We start from the raw sequence: 17,505 nt of genomic DNA, 5'->3' as shown, positions 1-17,505 counted from the left end.
CTCACGGGATGGAACGTCCTAGGTTAGACGTCGCCTGGCGCGGCAACCAGATTTGAAAGAAGCCTCTATCATGAGTCCCAAATTCCTCCGCATCGCGGTCGTGCTCGGCTTGTTGTCCGCTATCGGCCCGTTCGCCATCGACATGTATCTGCCCGCGCTGCCCTCGATCGGCGCGGATCTGCATGCCGGCACCGCTGCCGTGCAGATGAGCCTGTTGATTTTCTTCCTGTCGATGGGTTTTGGCCAGATCGTCGTCGGGCCGATCTCCGACATGGTCGGCCGCAAGCTGCCGCTTTATGGCGGCCTTGCGCTGTTCATGGTCGGCGGCATCGGTTCGGCAATGGCGCCGACCATCGAATGGCTGATCGCTTTCCGCTTCCTGCAAGGGCTTGGCGCCAGCGCCGGCATGGCCGTTCCGCGCGCCATCGTGCGCGACCTGCACACCGGCAATGAGGCCGCCAAGCTGATGTCTTTGCTAATGCTGGTGTTTTCGGTGTCGCCGATCCTGGCGCCGCTGACCGGCAGCGTGATCATCGAGAGTTTCGGCTGGCGCGCCGTGTTCTGGACGGTGACGGGCGCGGCTCTGCTGGCCACCATCCTTCTGGCGACCTCGCTCAAGGAGACGCGGCCGGCTGAAGATCGCGCCGGGTCCTCGTTCGGCACTGCGCTGTCGGCCTATCGCTTCCTGATGGGTGACCGTAACTTCCTCGGCCTGACAGCGATCGCCGGCTTCGGCATTGCGAGCTTCTTTGTCTATCTGTCGAGCTCGTCGTTCATCCTGATCGACCATTACGGCCTGTCGCCTTCGGTCTACAGCGTGTTCTTCTCGATCAATGCGGTTGCCTTCATCGGCATGTCGCAGATGACGGGGCTGCTGGCCGAGCGGTTCGGGCTGCGGCGCGTGGTGCGCGTCGCGGTGACCGGCTATGCGACGACGATGGTGGTGCTGTTCGCGGTGATGGCGACAGGCATCGACCGGCTCGACGTGATGGCGGCGCTGCTGTTTGTCGGCTACGGCTTCCTCGGTCTGGTCATCCCGACCACCTCGGTGCTGGCCATGGAAGAGCATGGCGAGATCGCCGGTACGGCGTCGGCGCTGATGGGCACGCTGCACTTCGCCATCGGCGCACTCGCCATGGGCGTCGCCGGCGTGTTCTTCGACGGTACGCCGCTGCCGATGGTGGCCGGCATCACGCTGTGCGCGGTGATCTCGTTCACGCTGGCCAAGTTCACGCTCGGCCGCTCGCGCGAAGCCGTTGAGGCACCAGCCGAGTAATGGACTTTCGATGAGACAAAGGCCGGGTCATGCCCGGCCTTTTTCATGCCAATCCCGTCTCGGCCAGCACGAAGCGCAGCCGCGCCTCGACGGGTGCCAGCGGCAACGGAATCATCTCATAGCCCAGTTCCGTGTAGACGCGGACCAGCGCCTGGTGGGTACGCTCGGCCTCGTCGAGCGTCTGCTTGCGCTCTTCGTCCTGCGCGAAGATCTCCGGCCAAAGCGGGGCGACGAAGACGCGCGGGTTGTATCGGAAGCGCTCGGCGGCAGCGTTGGCGTGTTCGGGTACCGGCAGGCCGCTCAGCCTGAGATAGCCGAGCGTGTCCGGAACGCCACGATCGAAAAAAAACGGGACGCCCGGTCTGTTTTCGCGCGATTTGATATGAGCGCATCTCCCATGACAGCATCAACTCGGCAAACAGCGCGCGATCGTGCCAGGGCAAAGCGGGTCCGCCAATGGCAGACTGGTCGCGGATGATGCCGCGCCCGGCTTCCACCGAGGTGGCAAAGCCTGCGTGGCGCAGGGCTTCGATCAGGGTGGTCTTGCCGGAGCCGGGACCGCCGGTCAGCACGAAGAAGCGATCGGAATCGTTTTGCATGTTTTGTCCGTGGAGAGGGAGCATGCGGCAGGGCGCCTTCGCGGAGAATCTGCCACTGCGCATGCTGCATATCGGAGGAGGGGAGAAGTGGAGGTTTCTGTTGCCAGGTACCTCCGAACCCCGCCTAGAAGTGCGAACCTCTAGGGCTTGATTTGAAGCTATCGCACCGCTTACGCGGCGAGACGTGCTTCCGCATAGTTGTCATTTGCAACTACAGGTTTAGCCCGATGACGGTGGTACCATGCCGGGCAAAAGTACGATCTTTACACCTTCGTCGATCCTATTTCGCCCCCAGCAAAAACCGCTCTGTCGTCAACAGCGGCTTTTGGTGGAGGCGCCGGGTACCGCCCCCGGGTCCGAACGGCTTATTTCATCGCCCATTTATCGCCATAGTCGGTCAAGCCGACAAACCGAATATAGGGGGCGATCGCAGGAAATGAAAGGCCGCAGTAGCACTTTGTCCCCGTGTCAAAACCGCAAGTCCCAAGGGTTGACTCGGGCGCGGTCTCAACCGAAGCTTTGCCACGGTGAGGAGTTACCGACCTAGCGCACACGTTGCAGCAGCGCGCCACAGCCCTCATCGATCGCATCCGTGGCGCCGACGAGGGGAATTTTGATGGCCGACTATCTTGCAGACGTGAAGAAATACGACGCCGGCGCCAGTGCTGATGCGGTTGAAAAGATCGTCAAACACCTGGGCATCGCGCTCAGGAACCGCGATTCCTCGCTGGTATCCTGCACCGACCCGAAGGAACTCGGGCGTGTCAGGGACAACTGGGTCGCCAAGAAGCTCGGCATCAGCGATGCAGCGAAGGCCGATGCGTCCATCGAGAAGACCTGCAAGGCGATGGCGGCCGATAACACCAAGAGCCGGGTTACCTTCTACTACCTGGTTGCGAAGGACCTGGGTAAGCTCGGCTCCCTCTGACGATCGCACGCTAATTGCAGGGCTGGCGCGGCCTGCGCGCCAGCCGGTGTGGGGACTGGCTGGCGCGCAGGGTTTGCGCGCCGCTTTCTGGTGTTCGGACGCCTGTCCGTCAGCTATGATGGCTGAACAACCGAATCGAGCCGGAACCGATGCGCCAGTATCTCGACCTCCTGCAGCACGTGCTGGACAACGGCGCCGATCGCGGCGACCGCACCGGCACCGGAACGCGCTCCGTCTTCGGCTACCAGATGCGTTTCGACCTGGCGGGCGGCTTTCCCGTCACCACGACCAAGAAGCTGCATCTCAAGTCGATCGTCCATGAGCTTCTGTGGTTCCTGGCCGGCGACACCAACATCAAATACCTCACCGACCATGGCGTTTCGATCTGGGACGAATGGGCCGACGAGAATGGCGATCTCGGCCCTGTCTACGGCAAGCAATGGCGTTCCTGGCCGGACGGCCATGGCGGCTCGATCGACCAGATCGCGAATCTTCTCAAGGAGATACGCAAAAACCCTCAATCGCGGCGGCTGATCGTTTCGGCATGGAACCCAGCCGAGGTGGAAGCGATGGCGCTGCCGCCCTGCCACTGCCTGTTCCAGTTCTATGTTTCGGAAGGGCGGCTTTCCTGCCAACTCTACCAGCGTTCCGCCGATATCTTCCTTGGTGTGCCGTTCAACATCGCGTCCTATGCCCTGCTGACCTTGATGGTGGCGCAGGTCACCGGGCTGAAACCCGGCGATTTCGTCCACACACTTGGCGATGCGCATCTCTACTCGAACCATTTCGAGCAGGCGCGCGAGCAGCTGCGGCGCACGCCGAGGACGCTGCCGACGATGTGGATCAATCCGGAGGTGAAGGATCTGTTCGCCTTCCGCTTCGAGGATTTCCGGCTGGAAAACTACGTCGCCGATGCAAGCATCAAGGCGCCGATCGCGGTCTGAGTCCAAGGTTTTACTCTACCCTGAATCACGCGCCGATCAGTTGATGCCGACCATCACGTCCGAGGCCTTGACCACGGCATAGGCCTGCTTGCCCTTTTTCAAGCTTGAGATCGGCGAAGGCCTCGTTGGTGATCGAGGTGCTGACGATGGCGCCGCCACCGATGTCGATCCTGACATGCGAGTGGTGGCTCCCTTGACGATCTCGGCGATCATTCCCCGGAGGATGCGCGGGCAGGTTTCTTTGCCGGTCTTACCAGAACAATCGGTATCGTGCAGACGCTTCAGGAGGCGCTGGGCCTTCCCTTGTTATATTCATGCGGATATATCGATCGGAGACTTAGGGCTGACCGGATTTCAAACCAGGGAGAGTTTTCCATGACGCGCAAAGGTTTTGGATCGAGGGCGATCGCCATTGGCGGTTTCGCTGCGGCGCTGATGGCAGTCGTGCCGGCAGCACATGCGGAAGACAGGCTGGTGGTGTTTGCCGCGGCCAGCCTCAAGGACGCGCTCGACGCGGTGAACAAGGCCTGCGAGGCCGATGTCGGCGAGGCGGCGACCGTCTCCTATGCCGCAAGCTCGGCGCTGGCCAAGCAGATCGAGGGCGGGGCGCCTGCCGACGTCTTCATCTCGGCCGACCTCGACTGGATGAAATATCTCTCCGACAAGAAGCTGACCAAGCCGGACACCGAAGTGAAGCTGCTGGGCAATCAGATCGTGCTGGTGGCGCCGAGGGACTCGGCGGTCGACACCAGGATCGAGAAGGGCTTCGACCTCGCCAAGCTGATCGGCGACGGCAGGCTCGCCATGGGCGACTTCAAGGCGGTGCCGGCCGGCAAATACGGCAAGGCGGCACTTGAATCGCTCGGCGTCTGGTCTTCGGTCGAGGGCAAGGTGGCGCAGGCCGAGAACGTGCGCGCGGCGCTGAAGCTGGTTTCGACGGGCGAAGCAGCCCTTGGCATCGTCTATGCCACCGACGCGCATGCTGAAAAGGGTGTCAAGGTGGTCGGCACTTTCCCGGAGGATTCGCATCCGCCGATCATCTATCCGGTTGCCCAGACCGCCGATTCGAAGGACAAGGACACGCTGGCTTTCCTGAAGTGCCTGCAGTCGACCAAGGCGGCCGCGCTGTTCAAGGATCAGGGATTTACCGTGCTCGCGCCGAGCAACTGAGTTCCAAGAGGCACTATGAACTGGCTGCTGGACCTCACTCCCGACGAATGGAATGCGGTCCGGCTGTCCGTCAAGGTGGCGACGGTGGCGATGCTTGCCAGCCTGCCGCCGGGCATATTGATCGCACTGCTGCTTGCCCGGGGACAATTCTGGGGCAAGACCGTTCTCAACGGGCTGGTGCATCTGCCTCTGATCCTGCCGCCCGTGGTGACCGGCTACCTGCTGCTGCTCACCTTCGGCCGGCGCGGCCCGGCCGGCGCTTTCCTGGCAGAGCATTTCGGCATTGTCTTCTCCTTCCGCTGGACGGGTGCGGCGCTGGCCTGCGGCGTCATGGGCTTTCCGCTGATGGTGCGGGCGATCCGGTTGTCGATCGAGGCGGTGGACCGCAAGATGGAAGCGGCGGCGGGAACGCTCGGCGCCAATTCGCTCTGGGTGTTCGCCACCATCACGCTGCCGTTGATCCTGCCCGGGCTGATCGCCGGCGCCATCCTGGCCTTCGCCAAGGCGATGGGCGAGTTCGGCGCTACCATCACCTTCGTCTCTAACATTCCCAATGAGACGCAGACATTGCCGTCGGCGATCTACACCTTCACGCAGGTGCCGGGTGGCGATGAAGGGGCGCTCCGCCTGACGCTGATTTCCATCGTCATCTCCATGGCCGCGCTGGTGGCTTCGGAGGTGCTGGCGCGGCGCGTCGGCCGGCGACTGGACATCGAATGAGCGTTATCGTCGACATCAGTCATCGGCTGGGTGGTTTCGCCATCGAGGCCCGCTTCGAAAGCGCCGGGCGGCTGACGGCGCTGTTTGGAGCGTCAGGGTCGGGCAAGACGACGCTGATCGACATGATTGCCGGGCTGATCCGGCCCGACGAGGGATGCATCGAGGTCGACGGCCGTGTGCTGGTCGATACCGGTGCCGGCATTTTCGTGCCGAAGCACAAGCGCCGCATCGGCATGGTGTTCCAGGACGCACGGCTGTTTCCGCATATGAGCGTTGCCGGCAATCTGCGCTACGGCCGCTGGTTCACGCCGCCGGCGGAGCGCTACGCCGATTTCGATGCCGTCGTCGACCTGCTCGGCATCGGGCCGCTCATGAACAGGCGGCCGGCAAAGCTCTCGGGCGGCGAGAAACAGCGCGTGGCGATCGGCCGGGCATTGCTTGCCAGCCCCAGACTGCTGCTCATGGACGAACCGCTGGCCTCGCTCGACGAAGCGCGCAAGGCCGAAATCCTGCCCTATGTCGAAAGGCTGCGCGACGAGACGAAAATCCCGATCGTCTATGTCAGTCATTCGGTCGCCGAAGTGGCGAGGCTGGCCAGCGACGTGGTGATGCTGGCGTACGGCAATGTCATTGCCAGCGGGCCGACCGGGGCGGTGATGCAAAGGCTCGACCTGTTGCCGGCGGAGGAGCGCGGCGAGGGGGGCGCCGTGCTGGACACCAGGGTGCTGCATCACGACGAGCCTTTCGGCATGACCGTGCTCGGCTCGGCCGCGGGCGAGCTCCGGGTGCCACAGCTGGCGATGAAGACAGGTACGCCGGTGCGCATCCGTATCCGCGCCCGCGATGTGATGATCGCCACCGAAAAGCCGAGGGGCCTCAGCGCGCTCAACATCCTGCCGGGAACCATTACCGCGATAATCCCGAGCGAGGGCCCGGCGGTCGAGGTCGGCATCGACTGCAATGGCGCAACCGTGCTTGCCCGCATCACCGAACAGTCGCGGCAGGCGCTGAAGCTTCATCTTGGCGGTAAGGTTTTCGCGGTGATCAAGACGGTGAGCTTCGACCGGGCCAACACCGGCGCCGGCCTGCCCGCCGAGGCGGATGGATGATCCCGCTATGTCTTTTTGGAATAGCGGTTTCGCCAGGGAGCTTCTAGTATGAGGTTGGGGTGTGACCGCGGAGAGTAATGATGCCGTCGCTGAGCTTGCGGATAAATCTCGATCCCGACGGGCGCGTCGGGCCGGGCAAGATCGAACTCCTGGAACAGATCGCCGCCTTCGGCTCCATCTCGGCCGCCGCGCGCGGCATGGAGATGTCCTATAAGCACGCCTGGGACCTGGTCGAGGACATGAACCGGGTATTCGGCAAGCCGCTGGTGGCGGCACAGACCGGCGGCCGCAAGGGCGGCGGCGCACAACTGACGGCGGTCGGCCTGGCAGTGGTCAGCCGCTTCCGCGCCATCGAGCGCGCGGCCGCGGCCGCGGCAGCGACGCATATGGAGGCGCTGCAGGCGGAGATTGAGGCTGGGTGAGGGCAGTAGGGCAGTAGGGCAGTAGGGCAGTAGGGCAGTAGGGCAGTAGGGAGGCATTCGCGTGCTGTCTTCCAACACAAAACGTCATTCACCTGCTGCCCTACCGCCTTCCTATTCGGGCTTGCGCAGCAAATAGCTGTCCATGATCCAGCCCTTCCGCCGACGAGCTTCCTCTCGAACCTCTTCGATCTTTGTGCCGATGTCACCGATCCTGCCGGAGAGAGTGATCTCGTCTTCCGTTCCGAGATAGGCGCCCCAATGGATGACGACTTCCTTGTCGGCCAGCGTGTTGAAAGCGCATTTGCCGTCCAGCAGGACGACCGCGCTGCCGGCGTTGTCCGGCATGCCTTCCTCGGTCAGGCGGCGGCCGGTGGTGATGAGGACGGAATCGCCGATGCGGTTCAGCGCCATCTTGTGGCTGGCGGCAAGCGCCTGGACGGCGGTGATGCCGGGGATCACCTCAAGCTCGAACGCCACATTGCCTCGCAGGCGCACGCGCTCGAGGATGCGCAACGCGCTGTCGTAGAGCGAAGGGTCGCCCCAGATCAGGAAAGCGCCGCAGCCGTCGCCTGCAATCTCGTCGCGGATCAAGCCTTCGTAGATCGCGGCGATGGCTTCGTGCCAGTCATCGACGGTCGAGCGGTAGGACGGCGCCGGCCCATCTTCTACCGGGAGGTCGCGCACCGGCACGTCGAATTCGACGCGGCGCGACTTCGGATTGGTGACGAAGCGGTCGCATATCCGGCGACGCAGCTCGGCCAGTTCGTTTTTTTTCGCGCCCTTGTCGGGGATGAACAGAACATCCGCCTGGTTCAGGCCTGATATGGCCTGAACGGTCATATGGTCGGGATTGCCGGCGCCGATGCCGATGACGAGAAGCTTGCGCATGGGGCGAACTCCTGCCCGATCGGGACCTGTTAGTCCAGACCGCGCTGGCGCGTGTCCAGACCGCGCTGGCGCGTGTCCAGACCGCGCTGGCGCGTGTCCAGACCGCGCTGGCGCGTGTCCAGACCGCAGCCCAGCTCCCTTTGGTGCGTCCGAGGATACGGAAGGGCTTTGAAACGCCACATTGAAACGGCTAGGGTCCTGCAAGCATTCTAGCCGAGGGGGCTTCCATGTTGCGATATGTTCTGACCGCTGTGCTGGCCCTGTCGCCCGCGCCCGCCTTCGCCAATGATTCGGTTGCCGAACTTGGCACCGGCGGCCTGATCCTGTCGCGCAGCGATGCCGTGGCGATGCAAAGCGAGGATCTCTTCATGTCGCCGGAAAAGGTGACGGTCGACTACGTCTTCCACAACAACACAGACAAGGATGTCGAGGCCATCGTCGCCTTCCCGATGCCCGACATCTCCGGCAATCCCGAAGAAATCCCGGCGATCCCTGAAAATCAGAGCGACAATTTCCTCGGCTTCGAGGTGACGATCGACGGTGTCGCCGTCAAGCCGCAGCTGGAGCAGAAGGTGTTGGCGCTCGGCATCGACATCAGCGCAGAGCTGAAGGCGCAAAACGTGCCGTTCTATCCTTTCGGCGATGCGGCGAAGGCGGCGCTGGCCAAGCTGCCGCAAGCGGTTGTCGATGACTGGGTCGACCGCGGCATCATCATCGAGGACACCGGCAGCGACGGCACCGAGACGACCAAGGTCTACACGCCGTTCTGGCAACTGCGTTCGACCTACTGGTGGCGTTCGACCTTTCTGGCCAACAAGGACGTCCATGTTTCCCACCACTACAAGCCGAGCGTCGGCGGCACGTCTTCAGTCAGCTTCTTCTACGACGGCAAATTCCAGGGTCAGTATGCGGCCTACAAGGCCCGCTATTGCATGGACGACACATTCGAAAATGCTGTGCGCAAAGCGGCCAAGGATGACCCTGACGGCTACCCCAAATATGTCGAGAACCGCATCGCCTATGTCCTGACCACCGGCGGCAACTGGGCCACCGGCACGATCGGCAAGTTCAAGCTGACGATCGACAAGGGCAATCCGAAAGCCCTGGTCTCGTTCTGCGGCGACAATGTCAAAAAGACCGGACCGACGACCTTCGAGATGACGGCGGATGATTTCTACCCCGAGCGCGACATCGACGTCCTGATCCTCGAGCCAACGGACGACAATTGATGCACGTCGCAATCTACGTTGCCATTGCCGAGAACGGCGTGATCGGGCGGGACGGCGGGCTCCCGTGGCGGCTCTCCACCGATCTCAAGCGCTTCAGGGCCGATACGATGGGCAAGCCCATCATCATGGGCCGCAAGACCTATGAGGGCATCGGCCGGCCGCTGCCGGGCAGGTTGAACATCGTCGTCACCCGCCACAAGACTTGGCGTGCCGAGGGCGTCGAGGTGGCACATTCGCTCGAAGCCGCGGTCCAGTTGGCGACGGTGCGCGGGCGCCGCATGGCCGATGTGGACGAGGTGTGCGTCATCGGCGGCGGCGAAATCTATGCCCAGGCCATGCTGCTGGCCGATCGCCTGCATGTCACTCATGTGCTGGCAGCGGTCGACGGCGACGCACATTTCCCGCCGATCGATCCGGATTCCTGGCGCATTGTCAGCTCGCGGGAGTTTCCCGCTGGGGAAAAGGACAGCCACGCGACGCGCTATTCGGTTTACGAGCGGCGCCGAGAGAGACATTGACTGAAAAAAGGGGCATTGAAGGAAGACAAAGGGTCGCGACCGGACAAATCGGACGAAGTCGGCAGCGCATCGCGTTGAAAGCGCCTCGTGGCGTCCCTATAGAAGAACAATACTGGATTTTGCGCCGTAATACCGGTGCTTGAGGGAATTCCAAGCGAAAGGACATTCATGCCCTGGAACGACAAAAGCGGCGGTGGCGGCGGCCCATGGGGTGGCGGCGGCAACAATCAGGGACCCTGGGGGCAGGGTCCAAAGGGACCGAGCGGGCCACAGGGCTCGCCTCCAGATCTCGAAGACATCATCCGCCGCGGCCAGGACCGGCTGCGGCGCGCTCTTCCGGGTGGCGGCGGGGCGAGCCCGGCTATCTTCGCACTGATCGCGGCTGCACTTGTGGTGCTGTGGGCGTTCAAGGCGGTTTATACGGTGCAGCCCGACGAGGTCGCGGTCGAACTGCGCTTCGGCAAGCCGAAGACCGAACTGTCGCAGCCTGGCCTGCATTTCCATTGGTGGCCGCTCGAAACCGTTGAGACGGCCAAGATTTCCGAGCAGCTCGTCGATATCGGCGGGGGCGGCGCGGCGAGTGGCAACACGTCCGGGCTGATGCTTACCGGCGACCAGAACATCGTCAACGTCCAGTTCTCGGTGGCCTATCAGGTCTCCGACCCGAGGGCGTATCTGTTCGACGTGTCCGATCCCGACGGCATGCTGCGGCAGGTTGCCGAAAGCGCCATGCGTGAAGCCGTCGGCCGCCGGCCGGCGCAGGACATCTTCCGCGACGACCGCCAGGGCATTGCCGCCTCGGTGCGTGAAATCATCCAGACGACGTTGGACGGCTACAAGGCCGGTCTCAACGTCAACGCCGTCTCGATCGAGGATGCGGCACCGCCACGCGAAGTGGCCGATGCGTTCGACGAGGTGCAGCGCGCCGAGCAGGACGAGGACAAGTTCGTCGAGCAGGCCAATCAGTATTCCAATCAGAAGCTCGGGCAGGCGCGCGGCGAGGCCGCACAGATCCGCGAAGACGCGGCCGCCTACAAGAACCGGGTCGTGCAGGAAGCCGAGGGTGAGGCGCAGCGCTTCATCTCGGTCTATGACGAATATGCCAAGGCGCCCGATGTAACGCGCAAGCGCCTCTACCTGGAAACCATGGAGAAGGTTCTGAAGGATTCGAGCAAGGTCATCGTCGAGCAGGGCAACGGGCAAGGGGTCGTTCCCTATCTGCCGCTGCCGGCATTGCAGCCGAAAGCGCCGGCACCCGCTGCGTCCAGTGGCGCTACGGGAGGTAACCAGTGATGGCCAACCGTCTTCCCATCATCGTCGTCGCAGCAGCGGTTATCCTGTTCCTGCTCTATTCGTCGGTCTTCGTGGTCAATGCCCGCCAGCAGGCGCTGGTGCTCAGGTTCGGCGAGATCGTCGACGTCAAGAGCGAACCCGGCATCTACTTCAAGGCGCCGTTCTCGTTCTTCGACGCCGACACCGTGCAGCTGATCGAGAACCGGGTGCTGCGCTTCGACCTCGACAACATTCGCGTCCAGGTCTCGGGCGGCAAGTTCTATGAGGTCGATGCCTTCATCGCCTATCGCATCTCGGATCCGCGGGTCTTCCGCGCCGCGGTGTCCGGTCAGATCGAATTGGCCGAGGCCCGGCTCAGGACGCGTCTCGACGCTGCCTTGCGCCGTGTCTATGGTCTGCGTGATTTCGAGGCAGCACTCTCCGAAGAGCGCGGCGTGATGATGCGCGAAGTCCGCGACCAGCTCAGGCCCGATGCCACATCGCTCGGCCTGCAGATCGAGGATGTCCGCATTCGCCGCACCGATCTCACGGCCGAAGTCTCGCAGCAGACCTTCGACCGCATGAAGGCGGAACGCCTGGCGGAAGCTGCCCGGCTGAGGGCGCGCGGCAATGAGGCGGCACAGCGCATCACCGCCCGCGCCGATCGCGAAGTGGTCGAGATTGTCGCCGAAGCGCAAAAAGAGTCGGAAATCCTGCGCGGCGAGGGCGAGGCCCAGCGCAGCGCCACCTTCGCGGGAGCCTATCAGCGCGATCCGGCTTTCTTCGACTTCTACCGGTCGATGAATGCCTATGGCACGGCGCTCGACAACACCGGAACAACGATGGTGTTGTCGCCGAACTCGGAGTTCTTCCGCTTCTTCCGCAATCCCGACGGCAGCGAGGGGCCGGCAAAGCCGGCTTCGCCTGCGCCAAACGCTCCGGCGACGGCACCCGCCGCGCCGGCGGCACAGCCCAGCACCGGCCAGTAGCGGCCGGTGCAGGATTTTCTTGCCGCCATGGGCCTCGTCCTCGTCATAGAGGGTCTGGTCTATGGCGGCTTTCCCGGCCTGGCCAGGAAGCTTGCCACCGAAGTGCTGTCGCTGCCCGAGAACGCGCTGCGGATTGCCGGGCTGGCGGCGATCGCGATCGGCGTCGGCATCGTCTGGCTGGTACGAGGCGCATGACGGCGGCGATGATTTATCCTCTGCCCATAGTCATAGCCGCAAACGTGCCGTATTTTTTGCCAACATGGCGTGACGCGGCGTTTTCGTCGAAGCGCTTTTCTTTTCAAGAATACCGGGAGGCCTCTCGATGACATCCAATACAATTCTGCGCGCGGCACGGCGGACATTCATCGCCGGCGCGGCGGCACTTCTTGTCAGCGCCGTCGCTGTCCCGTCCTTCGTGACGCCGACATTTGCCGCCGATGGGCCCGCTTCGGTCGCCGATCTGGCGCAAGGCCTGCTCGGCGCGGTGGTCAACATATCGACCTCGCAGACGGTCAAGGGTACCGAAGGCCCGGGCGCGGTGCCGATGCCGCAATTGCCCGAGGGTTCGCCCTTCCAGGATTTCTTCGACGATTTCTTCAAGAATCGCGGCGGCGACAAGGACAACGGCGCGCAGAAGGTGCAGTCGCTGGGCTCCGGCTTCGTCATCGACGCCGAGCAAGGCATCGTCGTCACCAACAACCATGTCATCGCCGACGCCGACGATATCGAGGTCAATTTTTCCGATGGCGTCACCTTGAAGGCGACGCTGGTCGGCACCGACACCAAGACCGATGTCGCCGTGCTCAAGGTGGATCCGAAAGGCCACAAGCTGACGGCGGTGAAGTTCGGCGATTCCACCAAGATGCGCGTCGGCGACTGGGTGATGGCGATCGGCAACCCGTTCGGCCTCGGCGGCACGGTGACGGTCGGCATCGTCTCTGCCCGCAACCGCGACATCAATTCCGGCCCCTATGACGACTTCATCCAGACCGATGCCGCGATCAACCGCGGCAATTCCGGCGGACCGCTGTTCAACAGCGCGGGCGAAGTCATCGGCATCAACACGGCGATCATTTCGCCTTCCGGCGGCTCGATCGGCATCGGCTTCTCCATCCCCTCGCAGCTCGCGTCCGGTGTCGTCGACCAGTTGCGCCAGTTCGGCGAGACACGGCGCGGCTGGCTCGGCGTGCGCATCCAGCCGGTGACCGACGACATCGCCGAGAGCCTCGGCATGGCGACCGCCAAGGGCGCACTGGTTGCCGGCGTGATCAAGGGCGGCCCGGTCGACAATGGCACCATCCAGGCGGGCGACGTCGTCATCAAGTTCGACGGCAAGGATATCCATGAGATGCGCGATCTGCCGCGCGTCGTCGCCGAAAGCCCGGTTGGCAAGGCGGTCGATGTGCTCATCGTGCGCAAGGGTGTCGAGCAGACCGTGAAAGTGACGCTTGGCCGGCTCGAGGATGGCGAGAAGCTCGCCAGCAGCCAGGAGGGCAGCAACACCGATCAGGACAAGGGCGACAAGGCTCCGGCCGTTTCCACGGCTTCGGTGCTCGGCATGACGGTCGGCGAACTGAACGACGAGACACGCAAGAAGTTCAGCATTGCGGCCGATGTTTCGGGCGTCGTCATCACCGACGTCGCCAAGGACTCGGCAGCCGCCGAACGCGGCATCCAGCCCGGCGAGGTGATCACCGAGATCGCACAGGAATCGGTTGCCACGCCCAAGGATGTCATGGACCGGATCGGCGCCTTGAAGGAACAGGGGCGCAAGAATGCGCTCTTGATGCTGGCCTCGAAGACCGGCGAGCTCAGGTTCGTGACGATCCGGATGGACTGAGATTCGGAAGATCCGGCGAAATCCTCATCTTGAATGGAAAGGGCGGCTAGCGGGCCGCCCTTTTTCTTGCCTGCCAGTCTTGGCGTGACAGTCTGTACAGGACATGTCGTTTGAGATGCGGTTGGCTGTCGGGAATGCCGGGGTGGTCGAATTCGGCAGACGGATCCGCGCTCATGCCGAGGCGCTCCATGACGGCGGTGGAGCGGTGGTTGTTCTGGACGGCAAAGGAGACGATCTCGCCAAGGCCCAGCGTTTCGAAACCGTAGGCCAGCCAAGCCTCTGAGGCTTCGGTGACGTAGCCCTTGCCCCAAAATTCCGGCGCGAGACGCCAGCCGATCTCGATCGTACCGGCTGGCAGGACGTCGATATCTTCCGTCCCGGTTATCCCGACAAAACCGATACATTGGCCCGTGGCCGCAATCTCGGCAGCGGCGAAGCCATAGCCGTCCTTATCGATCCACGCGCGGACCTCGTCCATCTTGGCATCCGCCTGGGCGCGGTCGCGGCGGAATGGAAAGAACTCCATGACCCGGTCGTCGGAGTTGATGCGGTGGAACAGGTCGCGGTCGCGATCCTCCCAGTTGCGCAGGATCAGGCGTTCGGTCCGCATTGGTTTCATTGCACAAACTCCTCCTGCCTGTAGCCTTGCATATAGAGCAGCGCGGTCAGGTCGCCATGATCGATGCGGACCTTGGCCTGTGCCGCTACCGTCGGCTTGGCGTGAAGCGCGACACCGGTACCGGCCAGGCGGATCATGTCGAGATCATTGGCGCCGTCACCAACGGCGATGGCGTCGGTGGGCGTCAGGCCGAGGCGCGCTGAAATTTCGATCAGCGCGTCGGCCTTGGCGGCTCGGCCGAGGATCGGCTCGCCGACCAGCCCGGTGAAGCGGCCGTCCTGTTCGAGCAGGCGATTGGCGCGGTTCTCCTGGAAGCCGAGCATGGCGGCGATGCGCGTCGTGAAGACCTCGAATCCGCCAGACACGAGTGCCGTCCAGGCGCCATTGGCGCGCATGGTCCGGACCAGAACACGGCCGCCCGAGGCCAGCGTCAGGCGATTGGCGACGATGCGATCGACCACGGCGGCGTCGAGGCCCTTGAGCAACGCTACCCGCTCGCGCAAAGCCGGTTCGAAGGCGATCTCACCATTCATGGATCGCGCGGTAATTGTAGCAACCCGATCCTTGACGCCAATCTCGTCGGCCAGCTCGTCGATACATTCCTGGTCGATCATGGTCGAATCCATGTCGGCGATCAGGATTTTCTTGCGGCGGGTTTCTGCCTCCTGGATGATCACGTCGACCGCTTCGCCGGCGAGTGCCGTGCGCAAGACGGCACTCGTAACGGCGGCGTCGGCTGCCCCGGGCAGCACGAGATCGCAGGCAATAGCTTCAGCCAGCCAGACAACAGCGCTTGCGCCGACCGACCGTGAGGCCATATTCGCAAGCGACAGCGACAAAGCGCGCTCAGTGGGACGGGAAACAAGCGTGGCGATGAGCGGCATGGAACATTCCGGCGGGCAGGCGGGCGAGGGCCGCGTGAAGAACGCGATCCTGATAGCCGGGCCGACCGCCAGCGGCAAGTCGGCGCTTGCGCTCGATCTGGCCGAGCGCAGGGGTGGCGTGATCGTCAACACCGATTCCATGCAGGGCTATTCGGTGCTCGACGTGCTGACCGCCCGGCCGGAGGCGGCCGACCTCGCCCGCGCACCGCATTTTCTGTATGGCCATGTCCACCCGGCGACACCCTATTCCACCGGCGCCTGGCTGCGCGACGTGAGGAAGTTGATCGACGACGGCACATTCTCCGAACGGCCAGTGATTTTTGTCGGCGGCACCGGCCTCTACTTTCGTGCGCTGGCCGAGGGCATTTCGGAAATGCCCGACATTCCGCAGCGGGTCCGCGACCGTTGGCGCTACGAATTGAAGGAGCAGGGCGCGGTCAAGCTGCACAGCCTGCTGCTGCGCGAGGATTCGGCGGCCGCCATGATGCTCAAGCCGACCGACAGCCAGCGCATCGTGCGCGCATTGGAGGTTCTCGATGCGTCTGGCCGGTCGATCCTGGAATGGCAGGCAGAGCGCGGCCAGCCGCTCATCGACATGGAAAGCGCGCGTTTCTTCGTGATCGAGCCAGAACGGGCGGCGTTGGTCGGACGCATCGACAAGCGCTTCGACCAAATGCTGGACAAGGGCGCGCTGGACGAGGTCAAGCGGCTTGCGGCACTTGGCCTCGATCCCGAATTGCCGGCGATGAAAGCGATCGGCGTTCGCGAACTGCAGGCGGCGATGGCCGGAGAGATTGGCTTTCACGAGGCGATCGAACGCGCCAAGATCGCGACCAGGCAATATTCCAAGCGGCAAACCACCTGGTTCAGGCATCAATTGGGGCCGGAATGGCTGAGGTTGCGCCCCGGTGATGATCTGGAAACCACGATCTTAACGCTTGCTTCCGATGCAACCTGAAAAGTTTACCTGCAAGGAAAGGTTCCCGTTGGGGTTGTCCAAATTAACCCTCCGTAAGCCCGCCCATGCCATAAGGTCGGTGGGCACTTTTCCAACGGGGAGCAGATGCGTTTCCACAAGGCGGAATCAGCATTTTTCGTCTTTATATTCGTGATCCTGGCCGCCGGCCTGGTGACGCTGCATGCTTATGGACTTCTGCAATCCTTCGCCGACGAGTTGCATACGGCTTCGGGTCTGGACAAGGTCATCTATCTCAACAAGCTCTTGTTTGCGACCGGCGTGCTCCTGGCCACCGCGCTGTTCTTCGGCATTTTCTTCATCTATCCGCTGATCCGCAAACAGGCGACGGAGGAAGGCAAGCTGCGCGCCATGACGGTCTCGCTCAGCGCGCGCTCGGAAACATTCGAGCATGCGGCGCTGACCGACGGCCTGACCGGCATGCAGAACCGGCGCTATTTCGATGATGCGCTGAAGGAGTATCTCGAGGAGTTCCGGCGCATCGAAAAGCCCGTCGGGCTGATGATCCTCGATCTCGACCATTTCAAGCAGGTCAACGACACCCACGGCCATGACGTCGGCGACGAAGTGCTCAAGGCCGTCGCGAGCTGTCTCAAGGACATGACGCGCTACCACGATGTGGTGGCGCGGTTGGGCGGCGAGGAGTTCGCCGTGGTCACGCCGAACATGGACGCCGAGCTTCTGGGCAAGTTTGCCGAGCGCATCCGCAAGGCGATCGCCAACATGTCGGTGCTGTCAGGCAATGTCCGCCTGAAGATCACCACCAGCGTCGGGCTTGCCGTCTGGGACCGCAAGGAAACAGCGGAAGAGTTCTATCGCCGCGCCGACCGCCAGCTTTACGAGGCGAAGAGGCAAGGCCGCAACCGCGTCTGCGCCTAAAATCCCGAAGAAGAATTCATGAGGCCGGTTGCCTGACGCGGCTTTCTCGACTTCCGGCCTTCGCCGGCCGAAGCACTCATAGGTGACTGGGCAGTTAAGGCTACGGCCGGCGTAGGCCGGTGCTCATATGTGGACGGCCCCCTGCTTGCAAGGCTTGGCTGAGATAGTTTGATCGGATCGCTTGCGCTCATATGTCCGGCCTTTTGCGCGCGGATTTGTGAGCGCTGGCCAAGATGGGCTTCA

General features: G+C 63.2%; 18 protein-coding genes, 1 other RNA gene and 2 pseudogenes. 15 read left to right on the top strand and 6 right to left on the bottom strand.

Annotated features, from left to right (window positions below; translation table 11 throughout):
- The first annotated feature begins 70 nt into the window (after window positions 1–70).
- On the top strand, window positions 71–1,276 hold the full coding sequence (locus tag EOA16_RS22800) for a multidrug effflux MFS transporter (RefSeq protein ID WP_127260256.1): 1,206 nt from the start codon (window positions 71–73) through the stop codon (window positions 1,274–1,276).
- Window positions 1,277–1,319: 43 nt separating this feature from the next.
- Here the strand turns inward: EOA16_RS22800 and EOA16_RS22795 are convergent.
- Both EOA16_RS22795 and ssrA read right to left on the bottom strand, forming a co-directional pair.
- Window positions 1,320–1,875, bottom strand: a pseudogene (locus tag EOA16_RS22795) (AAA family ATPase).
- 86 nt (window positions 1,876–1,961) lie between these two features.
- Window positions 1,962–2,321: a transfer-messenger RNA gene (gene ssrA / locus EOA16_RS22790) on the bottom strand.
- Between the two features lie 170 nt (window positions 2,322–2,491).
- Here ssrA and EOA16_RS22785 point away from each other — a divergent pair.
- Window positions 2,492–2,803 (top strand): DUF2853 family protein, encoded by a 312-nt coding sequence (locus EOA16_RS22785; protein ID WP_023813086.1) that lies wholly within the window; start codon window positions 2,492–2,494, stop codon window positions 2,801–2,803.
- 149 nt (window positions 2,804–2,952) lie between these two features.
- Window positions 2,953–3,747: a thymidylate synthase gene (locus EOA16_RS22780; protein WP_127260255.1), complete on the top strand. Its 795-nt coding sequence runs from the start codon at window positions 2,953–2,955 to the stop codon at window positions 3,745–3,747.
- Between the two features lie 36 nt (window positions 3,748–3,783).
- Here the strand turns inward: EOA16_RS22780 and EOA16_RS22775 are convergent.
- A pseudogene (locus EOA16_RS22775) lies at window positions 3,784–3,960 on the bottom strand (TOBE domain-containing protein).
- Between the two features lie 162 nt (window positions 3,961–4,122).
- Here EOA16_RS22775 and modA point away from each other — a divergent pair.
- The 4 genes from modA (at window position 4,123) to EOA16_RS22755 (ending at window position 7,168) form a co-directional block, all read left to right on the top strand.
- A complete protein-coding gene (gene modA, locus EOA16_RS22770) occupies window positions 4,123–4,917 on the top strand; it encodes a molybdate ABC transporter substrate-binding protein (RefSeq protein ID WP_127260254.1) in 795 nt (264 codons plus the stop codon).
- A gap of 15 nt (window positions 4,918–4,932) precedes the next feature.
- Window positions 4,933–5,637, top strand: a complete 705-nt coding sequence (gene modB, locus EOA16_RS22765; RefSeq protein WP_127260253.1) for a molybdate ABC transporter permease subunit — start codon at window positions 4,933–4,935, stop codon at window positions 5,635–5,637.
- Window positions 5,634–6,746 carry a molybdenum ABC transporter ATP-binding protein gene (gene modC, locus EOA16_RS22760; RefSeq protein WP_127260252.1) on the top strand — a complete coding sequence of 371 codons (1,113 nt, stop codon included), beginning with the start codon at window positions 5,634–5,636 and terminating at the stop codon, window positions 6,744–6,746. Before modB ends, modC begins: the two co-directional genes overlap by 4 nt.
- An 80-nt stretch (window positions 6,747–6,826) precedes the next feature.
- A complete protein-coding gene (locus EOA16_RS22755; RefSeq protein ID WP_013531026.1) occupies window positions 6,827–7,168 on the top strand; it encodes a winged helix-turn-helix domain-containing protein in 342 nt (113 codons plus the stop codon).
- Window positions 7,169–7,279: 111 nt separating this feature from the next.
- Here the strand turns inward: EOA16_RS22755 and cobF are convergent, their stop codons facing one another.
- Entirely contained in the window at window positions 7,280–8,056 is a 777-nt protein-coding gene (cobF, locus tag EOA16_RS22750; protein ID WP_127260251.1) for a precorrin-6A synthase (deacetylating), read from the bottom strand.
- Window positions 8,057–8,283: 227 nt separating this feature from the next.
- Here cobF and EOA16_RS22745 point away from each other — a divergent pair, with 227 nt between their 5' ends.
- The 6 genes from EOA16_RS22745 (at window position 8,284) to EOA16_RS22720 (ending at window position 13,904) form a co-directional block, all read left to right on the top strand.
- Window positions 8,284–9,285, top strand: coding sequence for a DUF4424 domain-containing protein (locus tag EOA16_RS22745; protein ID WP_127260250.1), 1,002 nt, complete (start codon window positions 8,284–8,286; stop codon window positions 9,283–9,285).
- Window positions 9,285–9,803, top strand: a complete 519-nt coding sequence (locus EOA16_RS22740; protein ID WP_127260249.1) for a dihydrofolate reductase — start codon at window positions 9,285–9,287, stop codon at window positions 9,801–9,803. Before EOA16_RS22745 ends, EOA16_RS22740 begins: the two co-directional genes overlap by 1 nt.
- Window positions 9,804–9,971: 168 nt before the next feature.
- The gene (gene hflK / locus EOA16_RS22735) at window positions 9,972–11,096 is read left to right on the top strand and encodes an FtsH protease activity modulator HflK (protein WP_127260248.1); all 1,125 of its coding nucleotides are present in this window, start codon (window positions 9,972–9,974) and stop codon (window positions 11,094–11,096) included.
- Window positions 11,096–12,064, top strand: a complete 969-nt coding sequence (locus EOA16_RS22730) for a protease modulator HflC (RefSeq protein ID WP_013531031.1) — start codon at window positions 11,096–11,098, stop codon at window positions 12,062–12,064. The genes hflK and EOA16_RS22730 overlap by 1 nt, the downstream gene beginning before the upstream one ends.
- Before the next feature lie 6 nt (window positions 12,065–12,070).
- Entirely contained in the window at window positions 12,071–12,259 is a 189-nt protein-coding gene (locus EOA16_RS22725) for a DUF2065 domain-containing protein (protein WP_013531032.1), read from the top strand.
- Between the two features lie 127 nt (window positions 12,260–12,386).
- A complete protein-coding gene (locus EOA16_RS22720; RefSeq protein ID WP_127260247.1) occupies window positions 12,387–13,904 on the top strand; it encodes a DegQ family serine endoprotease in 1,518 nt (505 codons plus the stop codon).
- Between the two features lie 46 nt (window positions 13,905–13,950).
- Here EOA16_RS22720 and EOA16_RS22715 read toward each other — a convergent pair whose 3' ends face one another.
- Window positions 13,951–14,523, bottom strand: coding sequence for a GNAT family N-acetyltransferase (locus tag EOA16_RS22715; protein ID WP_127260246.1), 573 nt, complete (start codon window positions 14,521–14,523; stop codon window positions 13,951–13,953).
- Window positions 14,520–15,407: a phosphoserine phosphatase SerB gene (gene serB, locus EOA16_RS22710; protein WP_127260245.1), complete on the bottom strand. Its 888-nt coding sequence runs from the start codon at window positions 15,405–15,407 to the stop codon at window positions 14,520–14,522. Before serB ends, EOA16_RS22715 begins: the two co-directional genes overlap by 4 nt.
- Here serB and miaA point away from each other — a divergent pair.
- Together miaA and EOA16_RS22700 are read left to right on the top strand one after the other, a co-directional pair.
- Entirely contained in the window at window positions 15,397–16,365 is a 969-nt protein-coding gene (miaA, locus tag EOA16_RS22705; protein ID WP_127260244.1) for a tRNA (adenosine(37)-N6)-dimethylallyltransferase MiaA, read from the top strand. The genes serB and miaA overlap by 11 nt on opposite strands.
- 105 nt (window positions 16,366–16,470) lie before the next feature.
- Window positions 16,471–17,262: a GGDEF domain-containing protein gene (locus EOA16_RS22700; RefSeq protein ID WP_127260243.1), complete on the top strand. Its 792-nt coding sequence runs from the start codon at window positions 16,471–16,473 to the stop codon at window positions 17,260–17,262.
- Window positions 17,263–17,505: the final 243 nt, after the last annotated feature.

Origin of the sequence: Mesorhizobium sp. M7A.F.Ca.US.008.03.1.1 (assembly GCF_003997495.1) — a bacterium.
Classification (GTDB): domain Bacteria; phylum Pseudomonadota; class Alphaproteobacteria; order Rhizobiales; family Rhizobiaceae; genus Mesorhizobium.
The sequence above is the reverse complement of the archived record's forward strand: the minus strand, read 5'-3'. Positions and strand labels throughout refer to the sequence as shown.

What these genes read in the sequence shown, in the direction of transcription:
- EOA16_RS22800 (WP_127260256.1), top strand. Translation starts at nt 71, where the DNA reads ATGAGTCCCAAATTCCTCCGCATCGCGGTCGTGCTCGGCTTGTTGTCC.
- EOA16_RS22785 (WP_023813086.1), top strand. Translation starts at nt 2,492, where the DNA reads ATGGCCGACTATCTTGCAGACGTGAAGAAATACGACGCCGGCGCCAGT.
- EOA16_RS22780 (WP_127260255.1), top strand. Translation starts at nt 2,953, where the DNA reads ATGCGCCAGTATCTCGACCTCCTGCAGCACGTGCTGGACAACGGCGCC.
- modA (WP_127260254.1), top strand. Translation starts at nt 4,123, where the DNA reads ATGACGCGCAAAGGTTTTGGATCGAGGGCGATCGCCATTGGCGGTTTC.
- modB (WP_127260253.1), top strand. Translation starts at nt 4,933, where the DNA reads ATGAACTGGCTGCTGGACCTCACTCCCGACGAATGGAATGCGGTCCGG.
- modC (WP_127260252.1), top strand. Translation starts at nt 5,634, where the DNA reads ATGAGCGTTATCGTCGACATCAGTCATCGGCTGGGTGGTTTCGCCATC.
- EOA16_RS22755 (WP_013531026.1), top strand. Translation starts at nt 6,827, where the DNA reads ATGCCGTCGCTGAGCTTGCGGATAAATCTCGATCCCGACGGGCGCGTC.
- cobF (WP_127260251.1), bottom strand. Translation starts at nt 8,056, where the DNA reads ATGCGCAAGCTTCTCGTCATCGGCATCGGCGCCGGCAATCCCGACCAT.
- EOA16_RS22745 (WP_127260250.1), top strand. Translation starts at nt 8,284, where the DNA reads ATGTTGCGATATGTTCTGACCGCTGTGCTGGCCCTGTCGCCCGCGCCC.
- EOA16_RS22740 (WP_127260249.1), top strand. Translation starts at nt 9,285, where the DNA reads ATGCACGTCGCAATCTACGTTGCCATTGCCGAGAACGGCGTGATCGGG.
- hflK (WP_127260248.1), top strand. Translation starts at nt 9,972, where the DNA reads ATGCCCTGGAACGACAAAAGCGGCGGTGGCGGCGGCCCATGGGGTGGC.
- EOA16_RS22730 (WP_013531031.1), top strand. Translation starts at nt 11,096, where the DNA reads ATGGCCAACCGTCTTCCCATCATCGTCGTCGCAGCAGCGGTTATCCTG.
- EOA16_RS22720 (WP_127260247.1), top strand. Translation starts at nt 12,387, where the DNA reads ATGACATCCAATACAATTCTGCGCGCGGCACGGCGGACATTCATCGCC.
- EOA16_RS22715 (WP_127260246.1), bottom strand. Translation starts at nt 14,523, where the DNA reads ATGAAACCAATGCGGACCGAACGCCTGATCCTGCGCAACTGGGAGGAT.
- miaA (WP_127260244.1), top strand. Translation starts at nt 15,397, where the DNA reads ATGAGCGGCATGGAACATTCCGGCGGGCAGGCGGGCGAGGGCCGCGTG.
- serB (WP_127260245.1), bottom strand. Translation starts at nt 15,407, where the DNA reads ATGCCGCTCATCGCCACGCTTGTTTCCCGTCCCACTGAGCGCGCTTTG.
- EOA16_RS22700 (WP_127260243.1), top strand. Translation starts at nt 16,471, where the DNA reads ATGCGTTTCCACAAGGCGGAATCAGCATTTTTCGTCTTTATATTCGTG.